Origin of the sequence: Xanthobacter dioxanivorans, assembly GCF_016807805.1 — a bacterium.
Taxonomy (GTDB): Bacteria; Pseudomonadota; Alphaproteobacteria; order Rhizobiales; family Xanthobacteraceae; genus Xanthobacter; species Xanthobacter dioxanivorans.
Genome location: NZ_CP063362.1, coordinates 971,149 through 988,472, shown reverse-complemented (window position 1 = coordinate 988,472; position 17,324 = coordinate 971,149). Strand labels below are relative to the sequence as shown.

General features: G+C 67.7%; 18 protein-coding genes. 6 read left to right on the top strand and 12 right to left on the bottom strand.

Going from position 1 to position 17,324, the window contains the following annotated elements; translation table 11 throughout:
* Positions 1-60 precede the first annotated feature (60 nt).
* The 3 genes from EZH22_RS04765 (at position 61) to EZH22_RS04755 (ending at position 2,853) form a co-directional block, all read left to right on the top strand.
* A complete protein-coding gene (locus EZH22_RS04765) occupies positions 61-858 on the top strand; it encodes a hypothetical protein (RefSeq protein ID WP_203194615.1) in 798 nt (265 codons plus the stop codon).
* Between the two features lie 47 nt (positions 859-905).
* Positions 906-1,733 carry an acid phosphatase gene (locus EZH22_RS04760; RefSeq protein ID WP_231711297.1) on the top strand — a complete coding sequence of 276 codons (828 nt, stop codon included), beginning with the start codon at positions 906-908 and terminating at the stop codon, positions 1,731-1,733.
* Positions 1,734-1,845: 112 nt separating this feature from the next.
* Positions 1,846-2,853: a DUF1254 domain-containing protein gene (locus EZH22_RS04755; RefSeq protein WP_333473680.1), complete on the top strand. Its 1,008-nt coding sequence runs from the start codon at positions 1,846-1,848 to the stop codon at positions 2,851-2,853.
* 482 nt (positions 2,854-3,335) lie between these two features.
* On the opposite strand, the gene EZH22_RS04750 is transcribed toward EZH22_RS04755, so the two are convergent.
* A complete protein-coding gene (locus EZH22_RS04750) occupies positions 3,336-4,631 on the bottom strand; it encodes a lipopolysaccharide biosynthesis protein (RefSeq protein WP_231711296.1) in 1,296 nt (431 codons plus the stop codon).
* Between the two features lie 487 nt (positions 4,632-5,118).
* Here EZH22_RS04750 and EZH22_RS04745 point away from each other — a divergent pair, with 487 nt between their 5' ends.
* On the top strand, positions 5,119-5,439 hold the full coding sequence (locus tag EZH22_RS04745) for a hypothetical protein (RefSeq protein ID WP_203194613.1): 321 nt from the start codon (positions 5,119-5,121) through the stop codon (positions 5,437-5,439).
* 73 nt (positions 5,440-5,512) lie between these two features.
* On the opposite strand, the gene EZH22_RS04740 is transcribed toward EZH22_RS04745, so the two are convergent.
* The 6 genes from EZH22_RS04740 to EZH22_RS04715 form a co-directional block, all read right to left on the bottom strand.
* Positions 5,513-5,764: a hypothetical protein gene (locus EZH22_RS04740; RefSeq protein ID WP_203194612.1), complete on the bottom strand. Its 252-nt coding sequence runs from the start codon at positions 5,762-5,764 to the stop codon at positions 5,513-5,515.
* 147 nt (positions 5,765-5,911) lie between these two features.
* The gene (locus tag EZH22_RS04735; protein WP_203194611.1) at positions 5,912-6,697 is read right to left on the bottom strand and encodes a succinate dehydrogenase iron-sulfur subunit; all 786 of its coding nucleotides are present in this window, start codon (positions 6,695-6,697) and stop codon (positions 5,912-5,914) included.
* Between the two features lie 105 nt (positions 6,698-6,802).
* Positions 6,803-8,638 (bottom strand): succinate dehydrogenase flavoprotein subunit, encoded by a 1,836-nt coding sequence (sdhA, locus tag EZH22_RS04730; protein WP_203194610.1) that lies wholly within the window; start codon positions 8,636-8,638, stop codon positions 6,803-6,805.
* A 1-nt stretch (position 8,639) separates the two neighbouring features.
* The gene (sdhD, locus tag EZH22_RS04725; RefSeq protein ID WP_203194609.1) at positions 8,640-9,047 is read right to left on the bottom strand and encodes a succinate dehydrogenase, hydrophobic membrane anchor protein; all 408 of its coding nucleotides are present in this window, start codon (positions 9,045-9,047) and stop codon (positions 8,640-8,642) included.
* Positions 9,048-9,057: 10 nt separating this feature from the next.
* Positions 9,058-9,459, bottom strand: coding sequence for a succinate dehydrogenase, cytochrome b556 subunit (gene sdhC / locus EZH22_RS04720; protein WP_203194608.1), 402 nt, complete (start codon positions 9,457-9,459; stop codon positions 9,058-9,060).
* A gap of 259 nt (positions 9,460-9,718) precedes the next feature.
* Positions 9,719-10,405 carry an OmpW/AlkL family protein gene (locus tag EZH22_RS04715; RefSeq protein WP_203194607.1) on the bottom strand — a complete coding sequence of 229 codons (687 nt, stop codon included), beginning with the start codon at positions 10,403-10,405 and terminating at the stop codon, positions 9,719-9,721.
* Positions 10,406-10,799: 394 nt separating this feature from the next.
* Between EZH22_RS04715 and EZH22_RS04710 the strand changes: the two genes are divergently transcribed.
* Positions 10,800-11,777 carry an alpha/beta hydrolase family esterase gene (locus EZH22_RS04710; RefSeq protein ID WP_203194606.1) on the top strand — a complete coding sequence of 326 codons (978 nt, stop codon included), beginning with the start codon at positions 10,800-10,802 and terminating at the stop codon, positions 11,775-11,777.
* On the opposite strand, the gene EZH22_RS04705 is transcribed toward EZH22_RS04710, so the two are convergent.
* A complete protein-coding gene (locus tag EZH22_RS04705; RefSeq protein WP_203194605.1) occupies positions 11,737-12,786 on the bottom strand; it encodes a MaoC family dehydratase in 1,050 nt (349 codons plus the stop codon). The genes EZH22_RS04710 and EZH22_RS04705 overlap by 41 nt on opposite strands.
* A 149-nt stretch (positions 12,787-12,935) precedes the next feature.
* Here EZH22_RS04705 and EZH22_RS04700 point away from each other — a divergent pair, with 149 nt between their 5' ends.
* Complete coding sequence (locus EZH22_RS04700; RefSeq protein WP_203194604.1) at positions 12,936-13,853, top strand: cation diffusion facilitator family transporter; 918 nt, start codon at positions 12,936-12,938, stop codon at positions 13,851-13,853.
* Between the two features lie 21 nt (positions 13,854-13,874).
* Here EZH22_RS04700 and EZH22_RS04695 read toward each other — a convergent pair whose 3' ends face one another.
* From EZH22_RS04695 to EZH22_RS04680, 4 genes are all read right to left on the bottom strand, one after another.
* On the bottom strand, positions 13,875-14,078 hold the full coding sequence (locus tag EZH22_RS04695; RefSeq protein WP_203194603.1) for a DUF1737 domain-containing protein: 204 nt from the start codon (positions 14,076-14,078) through the stop codon (positions 13,875-13,877).
* A gap of 34 nt (positions 14,079-14,112) precedes the next feature.
* A complete protein-coding gene (locus EZH22_RS04690; protein ID WP_231711295.1) occupies positions 14,113-14,829 on the bottom strand; it encodes a DJ-1/PfpI family protein in 717 nt (238 codons plus the stop codon).
* Positions 14,822-15,700 (bottom strand): HpcH/HpaI aldolase/citrate lyase family protein, encoded by an 879-nt coding sequence (locus EZH22_RS04685; RefSeq protein WP_203194602.1) that lies wholly within the window; start codon positions 15,698-15,700, stop codon positions 14,822-14,824. Before EZH22_RS04685 ends, EZH22_RS04690 begins: the two co-directional genes overlap by 8 nt.
* 209 nt (positions 15,701-15,909) lie before the next feature.
* The gene (locus EZH22_RS04680) at positions 15,910-17,175 is read right to left on the bottom strand and encodes an SGNH/GDSL hydrolase family protein (RefSeq protein WP_203194601.1); all 1,266 of its coding nucleotides are present in this window, start codon (positions 17,173-17,175) and stop codon (positions 15,910-15,912) included.
* Between the last annotated feature and the right edge of the window lie 149 nt (positions 17,176-17,324).

Below are 17,324 nucleotides of genomic sequence, written 5' to 3'. Positions count from 1 at the left end.
GCAGCGAGCCGGAGCGCTCGCGCATGCCGGTAGGACCGGCAGGGCAGAGGACACCCAGCAATGTCAAGCGCAACGGCGCGCGATTTCGCCATAGGCTTGATGTCGGTTTCCTTGTGCGGGTCGGCTTGGGCATCCGATCTCCCGGAGTCCGCCACGCGGCCGGCTCCCGTCCTGGCGTCCGCTCCCAGCTTCTCGGTCACCGGCTATGTCTGGGCAACCGCGATCGACGGCACGAGCGCGACGCTGCCGCCGCTGCCGGCGGCAGATATCAGCCTGCGCTTTCGCGACGTGCTCAAGGAACTGAACGGCGCTTTCATGGCATCTGCCGAGATGCGCATCGACCGCTGGAGCTTCCTGGTCGACGGACAGTTCTCGCAGCTGACGACCGGCGGTACTCTGCCCGGCCCGTTCTCCGCCAGGCTGAAGCTGCGCTCCCAGAGCCTGACCCTGCAGGGCTCGGCCTTCTATCGCGTCCATGAGGACGACGTTTTCGCGCTCGATGTCGGCGGCGGCGTCCGGTTCTGGAACCTCAACACCAAGCTCGAGATCGCTTCCGGGCTTACCAGTCTCCGCATCGATCACAGCGAAACGCAGATGTGGGCCGACCCGATCGTCGGCGCTCGCCTTGGTGTGGAGCTCGATGGTCCATGGAGCCTGACGGTGGCGGGCGACATCGGCGGTTTCGGCGCCGGCTCGCGCTTGACCTGGCAGGGTCTGGGCAGCGTCAACTATGCCTGGAGCGAAAGCCTGACGCTGAAAGTCGGCTACCGGGCGCTCCATATCGATTATCGCGACGGCGGCTTCCTTTATGACGTGACGCAGCACGGCCCCGCCGTCGCGGCAACGTACCAGTTCTGACCGGGGCCTGGATGAGTTCGGCCATGTCCAAAGGAATAGTAATGTCGATGACCGGAACCACACTGCGGGCCACCCGTGTTTCCCTGCTGGCGCTGCTCGCGCTTTGTGGACAGGCCCTGGCGCAGGCAGGCGAAGCGCCGCCCGCTGTCACCGACCCGCATTTCAAGATCGCGCCGGGCTATCTCAAGCGTTCCGACCTGCCGAACAGCCTGGTCCTGCTCGGCCCGCCGCCCGAGGCGAACTCGGCCGCGCTGGCCCGGGACGAGGAAGCGCGCAAGGCGACGATCCCCGCGCGAAATACCGAGCGCTGGAAGCTCGCCCATAACGACGCCGATCTCGCCTTTCCGCAGGCCGCCGACAATTTTTCCTGCGCAATGGGAGTTCGCATCGACAGCGAGCAGACCCCTCGCCTTTACGCGATGATGCTGAAGATGCTGTCGGATTTCGGCCTCTCCACCTATGGCGTGAAGAACAAGTACAACCGGACCCGTCCCTTTGTGGTTCACAACGAAGCGACCTGCCGGGCGGATCAGGAGGCCATTCTGCGAGACGACGGCTCCTACCCGTCCGGCCACACCGCGGCCGGCTGGGGCTGGGCTCTCGTGTTCGCGCAGATCAATCCCGAGCGCGCGGATGCCCTGCTGAAGCGCGGCCTCGAATTCGGGCAGAGCCGCGTGATCTGCAACGCGCACTGGCAGAGCGACGTCGATGCCGGGCGGATCATGGGCGCGGCGACGGTCGCGCGGCTGCAAACCGACCTGACTTTCCTCGCCGACCTCGAAGCCGCAAAAGCGGAAGTGAAGGACGCGAAGGCGAAGTCGGTGCCCTCGGCGGCCGAATGCGCTGTGGAGGCTGCCGCGCTGTCCGCGCAGTAGCCGATCGACCGCCCTTCGCCGGCGATCAGCCTAAAACACGGACGCGGTGCCCTTCGGACTTGCCCCGATGAGCAAATCAATCAAAGCGCCAATGAGGTACCGTTCAATGCGAATGACCTTGGTCTACAGCCTGAGTTTCCTGGTTCTCGCGCCATGCGCGGCGTCGTCGCAGCCGGTTCCTGTCAATGTCGACAACTTCAAGCGCGCCGAGACCGATTTCTACATGGGCAAGACGGCCGAGGCCGGCGGGCTCGGGAAGTTCGTCCATAACCGGACGCCGACGCCGATCGACAACCAGCCCGTGGTCCGGATGAACCGGGATACGCTCTATTCCCAGGCGCTCTTCGACCTCGATGCCGGCCCGGTGACCATCACCCTTCCCGATGCGGGCAAGCGCTTCATCTCGATGCAGGTCATCAACCAAGACCATTACACCCCGATGGTGGTCTACGAGCCGGGCCGCACGACGCTCACCAAGGATGAGGTTGGCACCCGCTATGTGTTCGTTGCGGTGCGTATCCTCGTCGACCCCAACGACACCAAGGACCTCGCGCAGGTTCACGCCCTGCAGGATGCGCTGAAGGTGGAGCAGACGTCAGTTGGCACGTTCGAGGCCCCGAACTGGGACTTGGCTCAACAGAAGAATATCCGCGCGGCACTCGAAGCGCTGGCTCAGGCATCCGGCAGCTTCGCCAACGCTTTCGGCCCGAAGGGAGAGGTCGATCCGGTCAAGCACCTGATCGGGACAGCCGCCGGCTGGGGCGGCAACCCCGACAAGGACGCCTCCTACCCCTCAGTGACCCCGGCCAAGAACGACGGCAACACGGTTTACAAGCTCAGGGTAAAGAAGGTCCCTGTCGACGCGTTCTGGTCGATCAGCGTCTATAACGACAAGGGCTTCTTCCAGAAGAACGATTACGATGCCTATTCGGTCAACAGCATCACCGGCACGAAGAGCGCCGATGGCGCGATCGACATCCAGTTCGGCGGCTGTGACGGCAAAATCGCGAACTGCCTGCCGATCACGAAAGGTTGGAATTACACGTTTCGGCTCTACCGCCCTCGGGCCGAGATCCTGAACGGAGAGTGGAAGATGCCGGAGGCGCAGCCTGCGCCGTAGAAGGCATGTGCATAAGTGCGGAGACGGGACGCTGGTTAGAAATGGCCTAAACCCCTTAAGACCTTTCATAAATCCCGAAGGTAGCCGGAGTTCCGATCGGTGCCGATAGGGACCCCAGGTGACACGAGCATCTTGAAGCTATTTCAATGAGTTGAAGCGATCTGAGCCGGGGGACCCGGGCGCTGATTCACATCCTCAACCGACGCACCACCAACCATCAGATCCCGAATCATGGTCGCCCATCGATTCACAAACCCTGAAAATGCAACTGTAGTGAGAGACCGGAATCGGTCAGGAGCGGGCCCTCCCGAGCGAGCCTCCTCCAATTTGAGCATGAGAACGTCGGCCCCGATGGCTCAATGATCGCGCTGCCGGCCCAGCTTCCACGCATTTCAAATCTCCGCGAAGAGCAAGTGTCGATCTCGGTCAAAACCTGCCGGGGCATGACGGTGGACGACGCGGACACTGAAGGTCGATCGTTCCTAGAAGGCGCGGGGCATCAGGCGGCGCACGGCGACGGCCGAGCCGATGGCGAGCTGGGCCGCGAATACGGCGGTGGCGATGGCCGCGCCGATCATGCCGAACGGTGGAATGAGCAGCACGCACAGGACGAGGCAGACCACCGTCTGCGCTACCGTGAGCCAGCGCAGGATGCCGCCGTGGCCGGCCATGGCCAGCACGATCTCCTGGCAGGGCAGGAGCGCGTAAACCAGCTGGCCGACCGCGAGGATGACGAGGGCGGTGGACGCGATCTCGAAGCCCGGGCCCACCAGGTGCAGAAGTGTTGCCGGGAAAAAGAACATGCCGGCGAGCAGCGGCGCGCTGAAGAGAGCGACCGCGAGGCGGACCTTGCGGTTCAACTGGCGCAGCTCGTCCCACCGGCCCTGCCGGTGTCGTGCGGCGAAGGAGGGGGCGGCCACGCTGCCGATGGAGGCGCTGACCACCCAGGTGAGCATGGAGATGCGGCTGGCCACGCTGAACGCACCGACCTGGGCGGGAAGCCCGAAGCTGGCCAGCAGCAGCACCGGCAGGGCGGGCAGGAGGATCTGCACGGTCTCCACCACAGCCAGCGGCATGGCGGTGCGCCAGAGCGCGGGCAGCCGCTCCGCGTTCGCCGTCTCCGACGGGGCGTCGACGAAGCGGTGGCGCTCCCGGAAGACCAGCGCGGCGCCGATGGCTGTTGCGGCCGCGTTGGCGGCGGCGAGGGCGCAGAGGATGCCGTCGAGCGAGTGCACTCCGGCGAAGAGGGCCGCGAGCGTGAAGAGGGGCCACAGGCCGTTCTGGACCAGCTGTCCCCATGCGCTCTTGTGCAGGCCCATCAGGGCGTTGCCGACGAAATAGCACAGGGCCTGCGGCAGGATGACGAAGGCCGCGAGGAAAAGCGGCCGGGCCGCCTCCGGGTCACGGAACAGGTAGGTGGCGATCGGCGCCGAGAGCGCGCCGGTGGCGATGGACACGACGAGGCCGAGCATGAGCACCGCCAGGGCGCCGGCCAGGAAGGCGTGTCCTGCGGCGCGGCCCTTGCCCACGGCGAGTTCGGCCGCCACATGGCGCACCACCGCCCGCTCGAAGCCACCCCGTGAAACCGTGGCGAGGACGCCGATCCAGGTGAGGCACAGGAAGAAATAGCCGGACTCATGCACGCCGAGGATGCGCGCGCTCACGATGTAGAGCCCGAGCTTGCCCACGAGTTCCAGGCCGCGCGCCATCATGGCGGCGACGTAGCCGCCATAGGTATTGATGAGGCTCGCCAGGGAGCGGGGCAGCGTATCGCTCACGGGCGTGCCGATCGCCGCCGGAGGAAGGCGGGCGCCAGGTCAGGGCGTGGCACCTGCGTCGGCTCAGCGCCGGCTTCGTCTTCCGCGCAGGTGTCGCCTGTCGTCCGCACGCCGATCCCCCCGCAAGGGCGTCACCGCCCCGTCCCGCCTGCCCATGGCCCATAATGGGCCTCCCGCCCGGCGGGGGTGATTCCCCAAAGCACCGTCCGGCTCTATGAGGGAGCATTAGTGCGCGCGCGTCGCGGAGGGAAGCCGCTGGGCGGGGGATGGCGCATTTTGCGCCCGCCGCCGATGCTCCCGCTCTCCCGTGAGGTGTGGCGCGGCGACTTGAGGGCGTCGGCGGATGATCACAGGTACCGCATCATGCAAGGGACGCCCACAACGGCGCGCGCGCGCTCCGGCGCGGGCGGCTCACTTGTGGCGGGCGGGAGTCGTCGTGGCGGCGTGCGTGGGGTGGCTCATCGGGCCGGCTCTGGGTCAGGCTCCCATGCAAAGTCTTGGCGACCTGCCGGGGCGTCCATTCATCGATCCGGATGTGGACCCCTACCCCTTCGATCCATTCCTTTCCCTGCGCACCTATCTGCGCCAGCGCCTGCCGGCGGGCTGGTGGGCGCGCGACCCGGTGTTTGACGCCGGAGCCTTCTCGGTGGTGGTGAACATTCCGGAGAACTGGCGGGGCAATCCCACCTCGGCCATGCTGCAATTGTGCCCGCAGCCGGGGAGCACGCTCTGGCAGGGGATCGGCGTTATCGAGCTCAAGCCGTTTTATCACAAGAGCCCGTGGCCGTCGGTGACATGCCGGCGGTGATATGCCGTCGCTGAACCGGGGGCTCGGCCCCGCAGCCTGCCGACGTCAGGCCACGTCGTTCAGACCTCGTCGTTCAGACCACGTCGTCGCGCAGGGAGCGGTGCACATGCACGGCGGCGGCGGGGGCGAGGTGCCGGCCGCTGTGGCGCTCCAGCCCGATGGTGGCCGAGATGAGCACGAACGCGAAGAACACGATGCTGCTCGCCGTGGAGAGGGTCAGCACGATGCTGCCGATAACGTGGAAAGTCTCGATCGGATGGGTGACCGCGGCGAACAAGAAGGCGACGGCCAGTAGGGCCGGGACCAGAACGCGAATGATAGACATGTCGCCTCCTCCGGCAACCCACACCAATGTTAAGCTCTCTTTAGCCTAACACGAGAAACCACACGTTGAAAAGCCGTGGCCGACAACGAAAGCGACCCCCCGGCCTCCCGGCCGGGGGGGCGTGACGCAACGGATCCTCGGCCGGGGTCAGATCTGGCGCTCGACCATCATTTTCTTGATCTCGGCGATGGCCTTGGCCGGGTTCAGGCTCTTCGGGCAGGCCTGGGCGCAGTTCATGATGGTGTGGCAGCGATAGAGCCGGAAGGGGTCTTCCAGGTAATCGAGCCGGGGGCCGGTGCGCTCGTCACGGCTGTCCTTGAGCCAGCGGGTGGCCTGGAGCAGGGCGGCCGGGCCGAGATAGCGATCGCCGTTCCACCAGTAGCTCGGGCAGGAGGTGGAGCAGCAGGCGCACAGGATGCATTCGTAGAGGCCGTCGAGCTTCTCGCGGTCCTCCTTCGACTGGCGCCACTCCTTCTCGGGGGCGGCCGTGTCCGTCTGCAGCCAGGGCTCGATGGAGGCGTGCTGCGCATAGAAATTGGTGAGGTCGGGAACGAGGTCCTTCACCACTTCCATGTGCGGCAGCGGGTAGACGTTGACCACGCCCTTCACCAGCACCTCGTCCATGCCCTTGGTGCAGGCCAGCGTGTTGGTGCCGCCGATGTTCATGGCACAGGACCCGCACACGCCCTCGCGGCAGGAGCGGCGGAAGGTGAGGGTGGGGTCGACCTTGTTCTTGATCCAGATCAGGCCGTCCAGCACCATCGGTCCGCAATCCTCGCGGTCCACGTAGTAGGTGTCGATGCGCGGGTTTCGGCCATCGTCCGGGTTCCAGCGATAGATGCGGAACTCGGTCAGCTTCTTGGCGCTCGCCGGCTTCGGCCAGACCTTGCCGGGCGTGATCTGCGAATTCTTCGGAAGCGTGAGCTCAACCATGGGACGTCCTGGAACGCTGGAGCGGTGACCGCCCGCAGGAATTCTGGCCATGCCCGCGCGCGGCGGGCGCTTTGGCCCTTACCGCGCGCGGTCGAGGGGATATCATCAGTACACGCGCTTCTTGGGCTCGATGTACTGGATGTCGTTGGACAGCGTATAGGTGTGCACCGGCCGGTCATCGAGGCGCACGTTGCCGGATGCCGTGTCGAAATACGACAGCGTGTGCTTCATCCAGTTGTGGTCGTCGCGGTCCGGATAGTCCTCGCGCGCATGGGCGCCGCGGCTTTCCTGGCGGTTGGCCGCGCTCTCCATGGTGACGATGGCCTGGGCGATGAGGTTATCGAACTCCAGCGTCTCCACCAGGTCCGAGTTCCACACCAGCGAGCGGTCGGTGACGCCGATGTCGCCCGCGCCCTTGTACACCTCGTGGATCAGGGTCTTGCCCTCTTCCAGCACCTCACCGGTGCGGAAGACGGCGCAGTTGTTCTGCATCACCTTCTGCATGGAAAGGCGCAGCTCGGCGGTGGGCGTGCCGCCGGAGGCGTTGCGGAAGTGGTCGAGGCGCGAGAGGGCGAGGTCGGCGCTGCCGGCCGGCAGCTCGCGGTGCTTCTCGCCGGGCTTCACCAGCTCGGCGGCGCGCAGGCCGGCGGCGCGGCCGAACACCACGAGGTCGATGAGCGAGTTGGAGCCGAGGCGGTTGGCGCCGTGCACCGACACGCAGGCGGCCTCGCCGATGGCCATGAGGCCGGGCACCACGGTATCCGGATCGCCCTGGCGCTTGTCCAGCACCTCCCCGTAATAGTTCGTGGGGATGCCGCCCATGTTGTAGTGCACGGTGGGGATGATCGGGATCGGCTCGCGGGTCACGTCCACGCCGGCGAAGATCTTGGCGCTCTCGGAGATGCCGGGCAGGCGCTCGTGCAGGATCGCCGGGTCCAGGTGGTCGAGGTGCAGGAAGGCGTGGTCCTTGTTCTTGCCCACGCCGCGGCCTTCGCGGATCTCCATGGTGATGGAACGGGACACCACGTCGCGCGAGGCGAGGTCCTTGGCCGAGGGGGCATAGCGCTCCATGAAGCGCTCGCCCTCGGAATTGGTGAGGTAGCCGCCCTCGCCGCGGGCGCCCTCGGTGATGAGGCAGCCCGAGCCGTAGATGCCGGTGGGGTGGAACTGCACGAATTCCATGTCCTGCAGCGGCAGGCCGGCGCGCAGCACCATGCCGCCGCCGTCGCCAGTGCAGGTATGGGCCGAGGTGGCGGAGAAGTAGGCGCGGCCGTATCCGCCGGTGGCAAGCACGGTGAGGTGCGCGCGGAAGCGGTGGATGGTGCCGTCGTCGAGCTTGATGGCGATGACGCCGCGGCAGCGGCCGTCTTCATCCATGATGAGGTCGATGGCGAAGTATTCGACGAAGAATTCCGCCTGGTGCTTCAGCGCCGCGCCGTAGAGGGTATGCAGCATGGCGTGGCCGGTGCGGTCCGCCGCGGCGCAGGTGCGCTGGGCGGTGCCCTTGCCGAAATGCGTGGTCATGCCGCCGAACGGGCGCTGGTAGATCTTGCCGTCCTCGGTGCGGGAGAAGGGCACGCCCCAGTGCTCAAGCTCGTACACCGCCGCCGGCGCGTTGCGCACCAGATATTCGATGGCGTCCTGGTCACCCAGCCAGTCCGACCCCTTGACGGTGTCGTACATGTGCCATTCCCACTTGTCCTCGCCCATGTTGGCGAGGGAGGCGGCGACGCCGCCCTGGGCGGCCACCGTGTGGGAGCGGGTGGGGAACACCTTGGTAATGCAGGCGGTGCGCAGGCCCGCCTCGGAGCAGCCCACCACGGCGCGCAGTCCCGCGCCGCCGGCACCTACCACGAGCACGTCGTAGGTGTGATCCTCGATGGGGTAGGCGCCGCCGTTATAGGCGGGCGCTGCGGTCCCGTTGGTTGCGGTGTCGGCCATCTCAGCCTCCCAGGCTGATCTTGAGCACGGCGAAGGCGCCGGCGAGGGCAACGGCGATGCTGAAGAAGGTGTTGGCCACGATGAGCAGCACCTTCATGCTTTCGGTGTGGACATAGTCCTCGATCACCACCTGCATGCCGATGCGCATATGCGTGGTTACGGAGAGCAGCGTCAGCAGGATGATCACCGCCACGAAGGGATTGCCGAGGGTCGCCCGGGTCTGCGCATAGCCCTGGCCGGCCAGGCAGATGACGATCGCGATGAAGGCGATCATCAGAATCAGGTTGGCAAGGCCGGTGACCCGCTGCTTGAAGAAATGGTCGGTGCCGGAGTGGGCGGAGCCGAGGCCGCGCACGCGGCCGAGCGGGGTGCGCATCGGGGCGTGGCCGGAAGAATGCGGAGTGCTCATGTGGTCCTCCTCAGCCCTTCACCGCGAGGCCGACGACCCAGAGGATCACGGTCAGCGCCACGGAAGCGGCCAGGCTGGCCTGGGCCAGGAGCACGCGCTCCTTGGGGCCGAAGCCGTGGATGAAATCCCAGATGAAATGGCGCACGCCGCCCAGCGCATGGTGCAGCAGGGCCCAGGTGTAGCCGAACAGGACGAGGAGCCCGATGGGCGAGCCCGCCACGGAGCGGAAGGTCTCGAACGCCGAAGGGGAGGTCGCCGCCGCCAGCAGCCACCAGACCAGGATCGCCGTCCCGAAATAGAGGCCGACGCCCGTGATGCGATGCACAATGGACATCACCATCGTGAACAGCGGGCGGTAGATCTGTAGGTGGGGCGAAAGCGGGCGATGAACGCGCTGAGGGCTGTCGGCCATGGGGCCTCCTCCAAAAAATCGACCGATCAGGTATCTCAATCGTCGCCTCTTCGCAACGATTCCAAAGCACCTTGGCGGGCTTTAAATCCCGATACGCGGTCGCCGGCAATTGGATGAATGTTGCATGCGGCCGTCGCCGGCCGGAGAATTGTTGCATTGCCAACGTTCGGGGCGCAAAGGGCGGCCTGACCTGCGGGCAAAATAAAAACAGCGCCGGCGAGCCGGCGCTGTCGAAAGATGCGCGAACCGTGCGCGATCGTCAGAAGCGGTAGGTGACGCCGGTGCCGAAGATCCAGGGATTGAGGTCGGCGGTGCCGGTGATATAGGCGCCGCCGACGGTCTGCAGCGTGAAGTCGGGCTGCAGGAAGATCTTCTTCACGTCGACGTTGAAGCCCCAATGCTTGTCGATCATCCAGTCGAAGCCGGCCTGCAGGGCGAGGCCCCAGCTGTCCTTCACCTTGACCTCGGCGAAGGCGGGGTTAGTGGCCTCCTGGCTGAAGAAGGCGGTGTAGTTCACGCCGGCACCGAGGTAGGGCTTGAACGGGCCGAAATCGGTGAAGTGATACTGCAGGGTCAGGGTCGGGGGCAGCAGCCACACCTTGCCCACCTGGCCGAGGCCGGAAATGGAGCCCGCACCGTTGATATCGTGCGGCGTCACGCCGAGGATAAGCTCGGCCGCGATATTCTTGGTGAAGTAATAGGTGATGTCGAGTTCGGGCACCACGGCGTTGGAATAAGTGAGGTCCGACCCCCAGATGCCGTTCACGCTGCCGCCGTCTTCCGGCATCACGTAAAGGGCGCGCACGCGGATCTGCCAGGGGCTCTGGGCTTCTTCGACCACCGGGGCCTTGTAGACGGGCGTCGACAGATCGGCTGCAACCGCGCTGCCGGCCGTCAGAGCGGCCATGCCCGCCGCGAGAATGACACCCAGACCGAACTTCTTCATTGCCCCGCTCCCGCGAACGTTCGTAGAGAAAACCATACGTCAACACTTCGCGCCGTGGGGGCGCGGGAAGTTTGATTTATGTCAATTTCAGGTCGGTGGCGGGCGAAGTGTGGCGCCCGAGCCACAGACCTGCCGCCGCCTCGCCGCATTCCTCCGCCAAGGGTGCGGGATGCGGGGCAGGTCCGGCGCCGTCTCGAATTTCGCTTTCTGGTGAAGGACTTCCCTTCGTATGCGCGGTTCGTTCGAGGTTGTGTGGCGCCGTCCGGCGCGTGGTCTTTCGACTTTCGTCCTGCGGCAATCGCGCCCGCGGTGGTTGCGCCATGCCGTAGCGGCAATCCTGCCCGCGGTCGCGCTTTTCTGCCTTTTTTCGGCGACGCCCGCGCAAGCGGATTCGGTGCGCGACCTCCGGCTCGCCGTGAACGGGGAGAATCGCCGCTATGTGATGGTGGTGCCGGACGGCGTGACGGGGCCGGCGCCGGTGGTCGTCGCGCTGCACGGGGCGGCGCAGACGCCGGAGAGCTTTCGCGCCTATTTCGGGCTGGACGCCGCAGCGGCGGCGCACGGCTTCGTGGCGGTCTATCCGGAGGGCGAGGGCCGGGTGTGGAATGACGGGCGGCCGGCGGCCATGCGGCTGAAGATGGTGCTGCGCCCTGGCGACGACGTGGCCTTCCTCGTCGCCCTCACGCGCAAGCTGGCGGCGGATGGGATCGCCGATCCCGGCCGCATCTACCTCACCGGCATCTCCAACGGCGGATTCATGGTCCAGCGCATGGCCTGCGAGCATACGGGCCTGTTCGCCGCCTATTCGGCGATCATGTCCACGGCGCCGGCCAACTACAAGGACGAGTGCCAGCCCGACCGGGCGATCCCCATCCAGTTCATCCACGGCACCGCGGATTCGGTCATCGCCTATGCCGGCTTCTGGACGCCGGTGGGGGCGACGCTCTCGGCGCCCGACAGCGCCCGCCTTTATGCCCGGATCGATGCTTGCGGCCCCGCCATCGAGCGCGAGCTGCCCGATTTGGATGCCGCGGACGGCACCACGGCGGTCCTGCGCCGCTGGGACGACTGCCGGGACGGGGCGGCGGTGGAGCTCATCAGCATCGAGCGCGGCGGGCACCAGTCCCCGCGCGGGTGGACACGAAGCCCGATCTCGCCACGCCGTTTCTCGGGCTGCGCAGCCGCGACATCGATGCCGGCGAGGAGGTGTGGCGCTTCGTCTCCGCCTATGGGGCCCCGGCGCGGGCGCTGCCGGCGGCCGTGCCGCTGCCCCCGCCCTCGCCGCTGCGCACCGGCCGGGCCGGCGCCGCCGCCCGCCCGGCGACGGCGGATCAGCGCGGGATCAGCGCCCAATAGTCCAAGTCGAGGATGACGCTCGGGTCGTAGTCGTCGCCGCTCTTGTAGGGGAAGTCGGCCGTCGGCCGGTCCTTGGTGGCCACGGTTCGCAGGCGCAGGGCGCCCACGTCCTCGCGTCCGGGCAACTCCTGGGCGTCGAGCACCTCGCTGAAGGCGTGCACGGTGAGCCCGGCGAAAAGCGGCGCCACATGCCGTCCGCCATTGATGGCGGCCACGTGGAAGGCATTGGCGAGGCCATTGAACGACAAGGCGCGGGCGATGGAGATCACGTGCCCGCCATAGATCAGCCGCCGGCCGAATCGGCCCTGGCCCTCGGTGAACTGGTTGAAGTGCACCTTCGCCGTGTTCTGGTAGAGGCGGGTGGCGATCATGTGCTCGGCCTCCTCCACCGTCATGCCGTCCACATGGTCGATGCGCTCGCCCACCTGGTAGTCGGCGAAGCGGGCGCTGGACCCGGAAAGGTCGGTGCGCCAGGCGTCGGTGTCGAGGATTGGCACGGCGCCGCCCAGGGTGTCGGGGGCGAGGGCGGCGGGCAGGGTGGGAATCACCGGGTCCGGCGCGGGCAGGGAGGTGTCGGCCTTGCGGACCATCACCCAGCGCACATAGTCCAGCACTTCCACGCCGTCCTGGTTGAAGCCGGTGGAGCGCACGTAGACCACGCCGCTCTGGCCGTTGGAATTTTCCCTGAGGCCGATGACCTCGGAAACGGCGGTGAGGGTGTCGCCGGGATAGACCGGCGCCAGGAAGCGCCCGCCGGCATAGCCGAGATTGGCCACGGCATTCAGGGAAATGTCCGGCACGGTCTTGCCGAACACCACGTGGAAGACCAGCAGGTCGTCCACCGGCGCGCGGGGATAGCCGATGTCCTGCGCGAAGCTGTCCGCCGACTGCACCGCGAAGCGCGTTCCATAGAGGGCGCTGTAGAGGCTCACGTCGCCGACCGTGATCGTGCGCGGCGTCGCGTGCCGGATCACCTGGCCGACGGCGAAGTCCTCGAAGAAGTTGCCCCGGTTGGTCTTGCTCATCACTCTCCCCCAGATCTGCCGGTGCATGTTGCAGAGCGCGCGCGTGCGACGCAACAGCCGCCTCCGGCGGCTTGACGCGGCGGGGCCGCATGGTCCTCATGGGGGCAAGGTGGGGCGGACGGCGCCGCCAAGCGACAATGGGGGTAGGGGTGTCGGGTTCCGCGAGCCAGAAACTGTCGTTCCAGGCCATGATCTTCACGGCCTGCCTGTTTCCCTTCTACATCCTCGCCGCCACGCTCACCAATTCCGCGGCGATCCTCACCGACCTCCTCGCCACGTCCTTCGACCTGACGGCGCTGACGGCGTGCTGGCTGGTGCTGCGCCTCGCCCACAAGGCCCATACGGGCAAGTATGCCTACGGCCTCGGCAAGCTGGAGAACCTCGCCGAGCTGATGATCGCCATCCTGCAGACGTTGCTGGTGTTCATCGCCAGCTCCAACGCCATCATGCGCATCATCCACCCGGAGGGAGTGAGCGGGGCGGAGCTCGGCCTCTTCGTCACCGCCGCGGCGGTGATCGGCAACGTGGTCCTCAATCGCAAGGCCACCCGCCTCGCCCACGAGACGCGCTCCCCGGTGCTCGCCGCGCAGGCGCGCGTGCACCTCGTCTCGGCCATCTCCTCGGGATCGGTGTTCACCGTCACCGTGATCCTGTCCATCTTCCACGACGTGTACTGGATGTTCTACCTCGACCCGGTCGCCTCGTTCATGGTGATCGGGTTCATGATCTACAACATCTTCGCCATGCTCTCGAACTCGGTCGCCTCGCTGCTCGACCAGGCCATCGACGAGGCGGGGCAGCTGCGGATCCTGCGGGTGCTCACCTCACATTTCGACGATTTCGACGAGCTGGGAGACATCCGCACCCGCCAGTTCGGCGGCAAGATGTTCGTCGAGCTCCACCTGGGCTTCGAGCCCGACTGGACGATGGCGAAGACACGAGCGGTCGTCGGCAAGCTCACCGAGGCGGTGAAGCGCGAATTCCGCGAGGCCGGGGACGAGGTGGATGTCTCCGTCGTCCTCATCCCCGACCATGCGCCGGCGGAGGCCGCGCCCGCGAACGCCTGAGGCAGCTCGGGCGGTTTCGCCTCAGTGCTCGGAGAGCACCACGTCGTCGGACCACTCGCCCTCCACCTCCTTCACGATGGCCTGGCCGCAGATGACGCGACCCTGGACGGAATCGAAGGTGAGGGTGGGCGCGCCGTGCAGCTGCCAGCCCCGGTTCAGGGCGGCGGAGACGCGCTTGCAGAAGGCCGCGTCGTCGGGGCCGGTGAGATAGCGGTAGAGCTTCATGACGGAGCCTGGGTCTCTGGCGGGGACGTGAAGGTCACGGTTCGGAGGGCAGGCGCGCGCCGGCGCGCCGGGCGGCCGCCTCGCGCTTGTCTTGGAAGGCGGCGGTCCGGGCCCGCACCTCGGCCACGAGGCGCGCATCCTCGCGGTCGCGGGACGGGAAGGCGGGGGCGGGCTGGTACTCGATGGCAAGCGCGATGCGGCGGGCCTCGTCCTCCCCCGCGATCTCGGTGGCGAGGCGCAAGGCGAGGTCGATGCCCGAGGAAACCCCGGCCCCGGTGAAGCGGTTGCGGTCCACCACCACCCGTTCCTCCACCGGCTCGGCGCCCAGTAGGGCCAGCTGGGGCAGGGACAGCCAGTGGCTGGTGGCCCGGTAGCCCTTGAGCAGGCCAGCCGCCCCGAGCACCAGCGAGCCGGTGCATACCGAGGTGATGTAGCGCGCCTCCACCGCCATGCGGCGCAGGAAGTCGAGGGTGGGCCCGTCCTCCATCAGCTCCAGCTGGCCGGGGCCGCCGGGCACGAACAGGACGTGGCAGCCGGCGATCTCGTTGTAGCTGGCGGTGGCGACGATGCTCAGGCCCGCCGCATCCTCCACCGGGTTGCGCCGGCTCTTGGCGACGATCTCGATCTTCGCCGCGGGCAGCCGCGCGAACACCTCGAACGGGCCGGTGAGGTCGAGCTGGGTCATGCGCGCGAATGCGAGCATGACGATGCGCAGGGGTTCGGCGGCAGCGGCCGCCGCGGCGTCAGCCACGGGCGGCGATGGCGTCGGCGAGCGCCACGGTGCGCTTGGCCATTTCGGCATGGAGCAGCTCCACCATGCGCCCGTCGAGGGTGATGACGCCCTTGCCCGCGTTCTCCGGCAGGGCGAAGGCGGCGATGATGGCGCGGGCGCGCGCCACCTCCGCCTCGGGCGGGCTGTAGGCGATGTTGCAGGGCTCGATCTGGCTCGGATGGATCAGCGTCTTGCCATCCATGCCGAATTCGACGCCCTGGGCGCATTCGGCCTTGAAGCCGTCGAGGTCCTGGAACTGGTTCCACACCCCGTCGAGCACGTCGACGCCATAGACGCGGGCGGCGGCCACCACGAGGGCGAGCCAGCCCACCATGGGGGCGCGGCCCGGCACCAGGGCGGCGCGGGTCTCCTTGGCAAGGTCGTTGGTGCCCAGCACGAAGACCGAAAGCCGGGTGAGCGGATCCCGCGCCGCCTGGGCGATGGCCTTGATGTCGAGGATGGCGAGCGGCGTCTCGATCATGGCCCAGACCCGCGTGGTCGCCGGCACGCCCAGCGCATCGAGCCGCCGGCCGACGGTGACGAGCTGCTCCACGGTCTGCACCTTGGGCACCAGGATGGCATCCGGCGCGGCCCGCGCGGCCGCCTCCAGGTCATCCGAGCCCCACGGCGTGTCGAGGCCGTTGATGCGGATGACCACCTCCCGCGCGCCGAAGCCGCCGGCCGTCACGGTTTCCACGATGCGGGCCCTTGCCTCGGCCTTGGCATCGGGCGCCACCGCATCCTCGAGGTCGAGGATCACGCCGTCCGCGGGCAGCGTGCGCGCCTTTTCGAGCGCACGGGCATTGGAGCCGGGCATGTAGAGGACGCTGCGGCGCGGACGAATGGTCATGAGGACTCCCTTCGGCAAATGAGGCAGCTCGGGATGCGCGAAGCGATGCGGTCGCTCCGGCGATCATCTTCTCTGACTGGAATCGGTAAAGCCCCGCCCGCGCTTTGAAAAGGGGCCTTGCTGCGGCGCAGTGCGGATGAGGGGTGGTTTTGCCGCCGCGGCACGCGGGGATGCCCCGGGATGGCCCGCAGGCGGAGCACGCCGACGGCCTATCGGGCGCTGGCGCCGGTATCCGTGGCGCCGGGCGGGGGCCAGGAAAAGTCGTCGGCGCGACCGCGCACCGGGTGGGGCGCGACGCCGTCCTTCAGCACGCGGGCGGACGCCTTGGCGCTTGCCGCGGTCGCCAAGGGCGCGTCGCTCGCCTTCGGCGGGTTCGGCGGCCCGGCCAGGGAGATGGCGCGGGCGGAGGAGGGACCGGCATCGGGCGCAGACGGCGCCTTGCCCGGTTCCTCAAGCATGCGGTTGATGTCCTTCTGGACGAAGAAGGCGAGCTTGCGTCCGCCGGCACGGGTGAAGCGGACGCCGTCGTTGAAGCGCAGCCGGCGGCGCTGGCCATCCACCGCTGGGCCGTTGGCCATGTACTTGCCTTCTTCGTCGACGAAGCCGTCCCACACATTGGCGAAGGGCAGGCCGGCCCGGGCGGCGCGGGCCTTGAGCACCTCGTTGAGGCGGGCATATTCCTCCGAGAGGCCGCCATTCGCGACCGGGGCGAGGCCCACGACGATCACGCGGCCCGCCTTGTCGCGCAGGAAGGCGAGCACCTCGTCCACCCGCTTGGAATAAAGTTCGAGCCAGCGTTCGGTGAGGGGCTGGGCGAAGGCGTCGCCGTCCTTGATCGGCTGGAGGTCGTCCGAGCCGAGGGCCACCACCGTCACCGACGGGCGGCCGGCGGCAATCGCCTCCGTCGCGCGCGCCAGCCAGTCCACCGGCTGCGGGAGGAAGCCGCTCTCCTCCACCGTGCTTTCGACGACGGCAATCCGCGCCCGGTCCGGCACATAGATGTCGGCGAGACCCTGGGCGAGCTGATTCGCGAGGCGGTCGCCGAGAACGAGGACGAACTGGCTGGGCGGCTGGCGCTTGCCCTGGATGGCGGCGTCCGCCGAGGAATAGACGACGCCCTCGGGCTCCGGCGGCGGCTTGGGCTTGGTCGCCTGCGGGGGCTGCACGGGCATGTCGGGCTGGGGCTGGAAGGGCCACCAGCCATTGGTGTGGCTCGGCCGCTGCGGGCGTGGCGCGGCGCGCGGGACATCGGCGGGCGGCCGCAGGAAGAAGAAGAGGTCGGCCTGCGCCTGCGCCGGATGGCGTGCATCCATGGCAAGGCCCAACCCGGCGACGAGAAGGGCAAGGAGGCACGCTGCGGCACGCGGCAGGAGTCCGGCCAGGGATAGGTCGTCCAGGGATAGGCCGGCGAGGGACAGGCCCGCCCGTAGCCGCCGCGCGAGCGTGCGCACGCCGGAGGCCGGGGGCGCGGCCAAGGGGGCCGCGGGGATGTCCTTGCGCCACATGCTCAAGCAATGGACCAGCGGGGCGGCAGTTTCAAGGCCGGCGCATTTGCGGCCGGCGGATCGCCGCGCGATCATTCGGGCATGCGGGCTTGGACGCACGTCGCTCCGTTCCCGACATC

Excerpts from the sequence above, each read along its gene's own strand:
- EZH22_RS04765 (WP_203194615.1), top strand. The coding sequence starts at position 61 with ATGTCAAGCGCAACGGCGCGCGATTTCGCCATAGGCTTGATGTCGGTT.
- EZH22_RS04760 (WP_231711297.1), top strand. The coding sequence starts at position 906 with ATGACCGGAACCACACTGCGGGCCACCCGTGTTTCCCTGCTGGCGCTG.
- EZH22_RS04755 (WP_333473680.1), top strand. The coding sequence starts at position 1,846 with ATGACCTTGGTCTACAGCCTGAGTTTCCTGGTTCTCGCGCCATGCGCG.
- EZH22_RS04745 (WP_203194613.1), top strand. The coding sequence starts at position 5,119 with ATGCAAAGTCTTGGCGACCTGCCGGGGCGTCCATTCATCGATCCGGAT.
- EZH22_RS04740 (WP_203194612.1), bottom strand. The coding sequence starts at position 5,764 with ATGTCTATCATTCGCGTTCTGGTCCCGGCCCTACTGGCCGTCGCCTTC.
- EZH22_RS04735 (WP_203194611.1), bottom strand. The coding sequence starts at position 6,697 with ATGGTTGAGCTCACGCTTCCGAAGAATTCGCAGATCACGCCCGGCAAG.
- sdhA (WP_203194610.1), bottom strand. The coding sequence starts at position 8,638 with ATGGCCGACACCGCAACCAACGGGACCGCAGCGCCCGCCTATAACGGC.
- sdhD (WP_203194609.1), bottom strand. The coding sequence starts at position 9,047 with ATGAGCACTCCGCATTCTTCCGGCCACGCCCCGATGCGCACCCCGCTC.
- sdhC (WP_203194608.1), bottom strand. The coding sequence starts at position 9,459 with ATGGCCGACAGCCCTCAGCGCGTTCATCGCCCGCTTTCGCCCCACCTA.
- EZH22_RS04715 (WP_203194607.1), bottom strand. The coding sequence starts at position 10,405 with ATGAAGAAGTTCGGTCTGGGTGTCATTCTCGCGGCGGGCATGGCCGCT.
- EZH22_RS04705 (WP_203194605.1), bottom strand. The coding sequence starts at position 12,786 with ATGAGCAAGACCAACCGGGGCAACTTCTTCGAGGACTTCGCCGTCGGC.
- EZH22_RS04695 (WP_203194603.1), bottom strand. The coding sequence starts at position 14,078 with ATGAAGCTCTACCGCTATCTCACCGGCCCCGACGACGCGGCCTTCTGC.
- EZH22_RS04685 (WP_203194602.1), bottom strand. The coding sequence starts at position 15,700 with ATGACCATTCGTCCGCGCCGCAGCGTCCTCTACATGCCCGGCTCCAAT.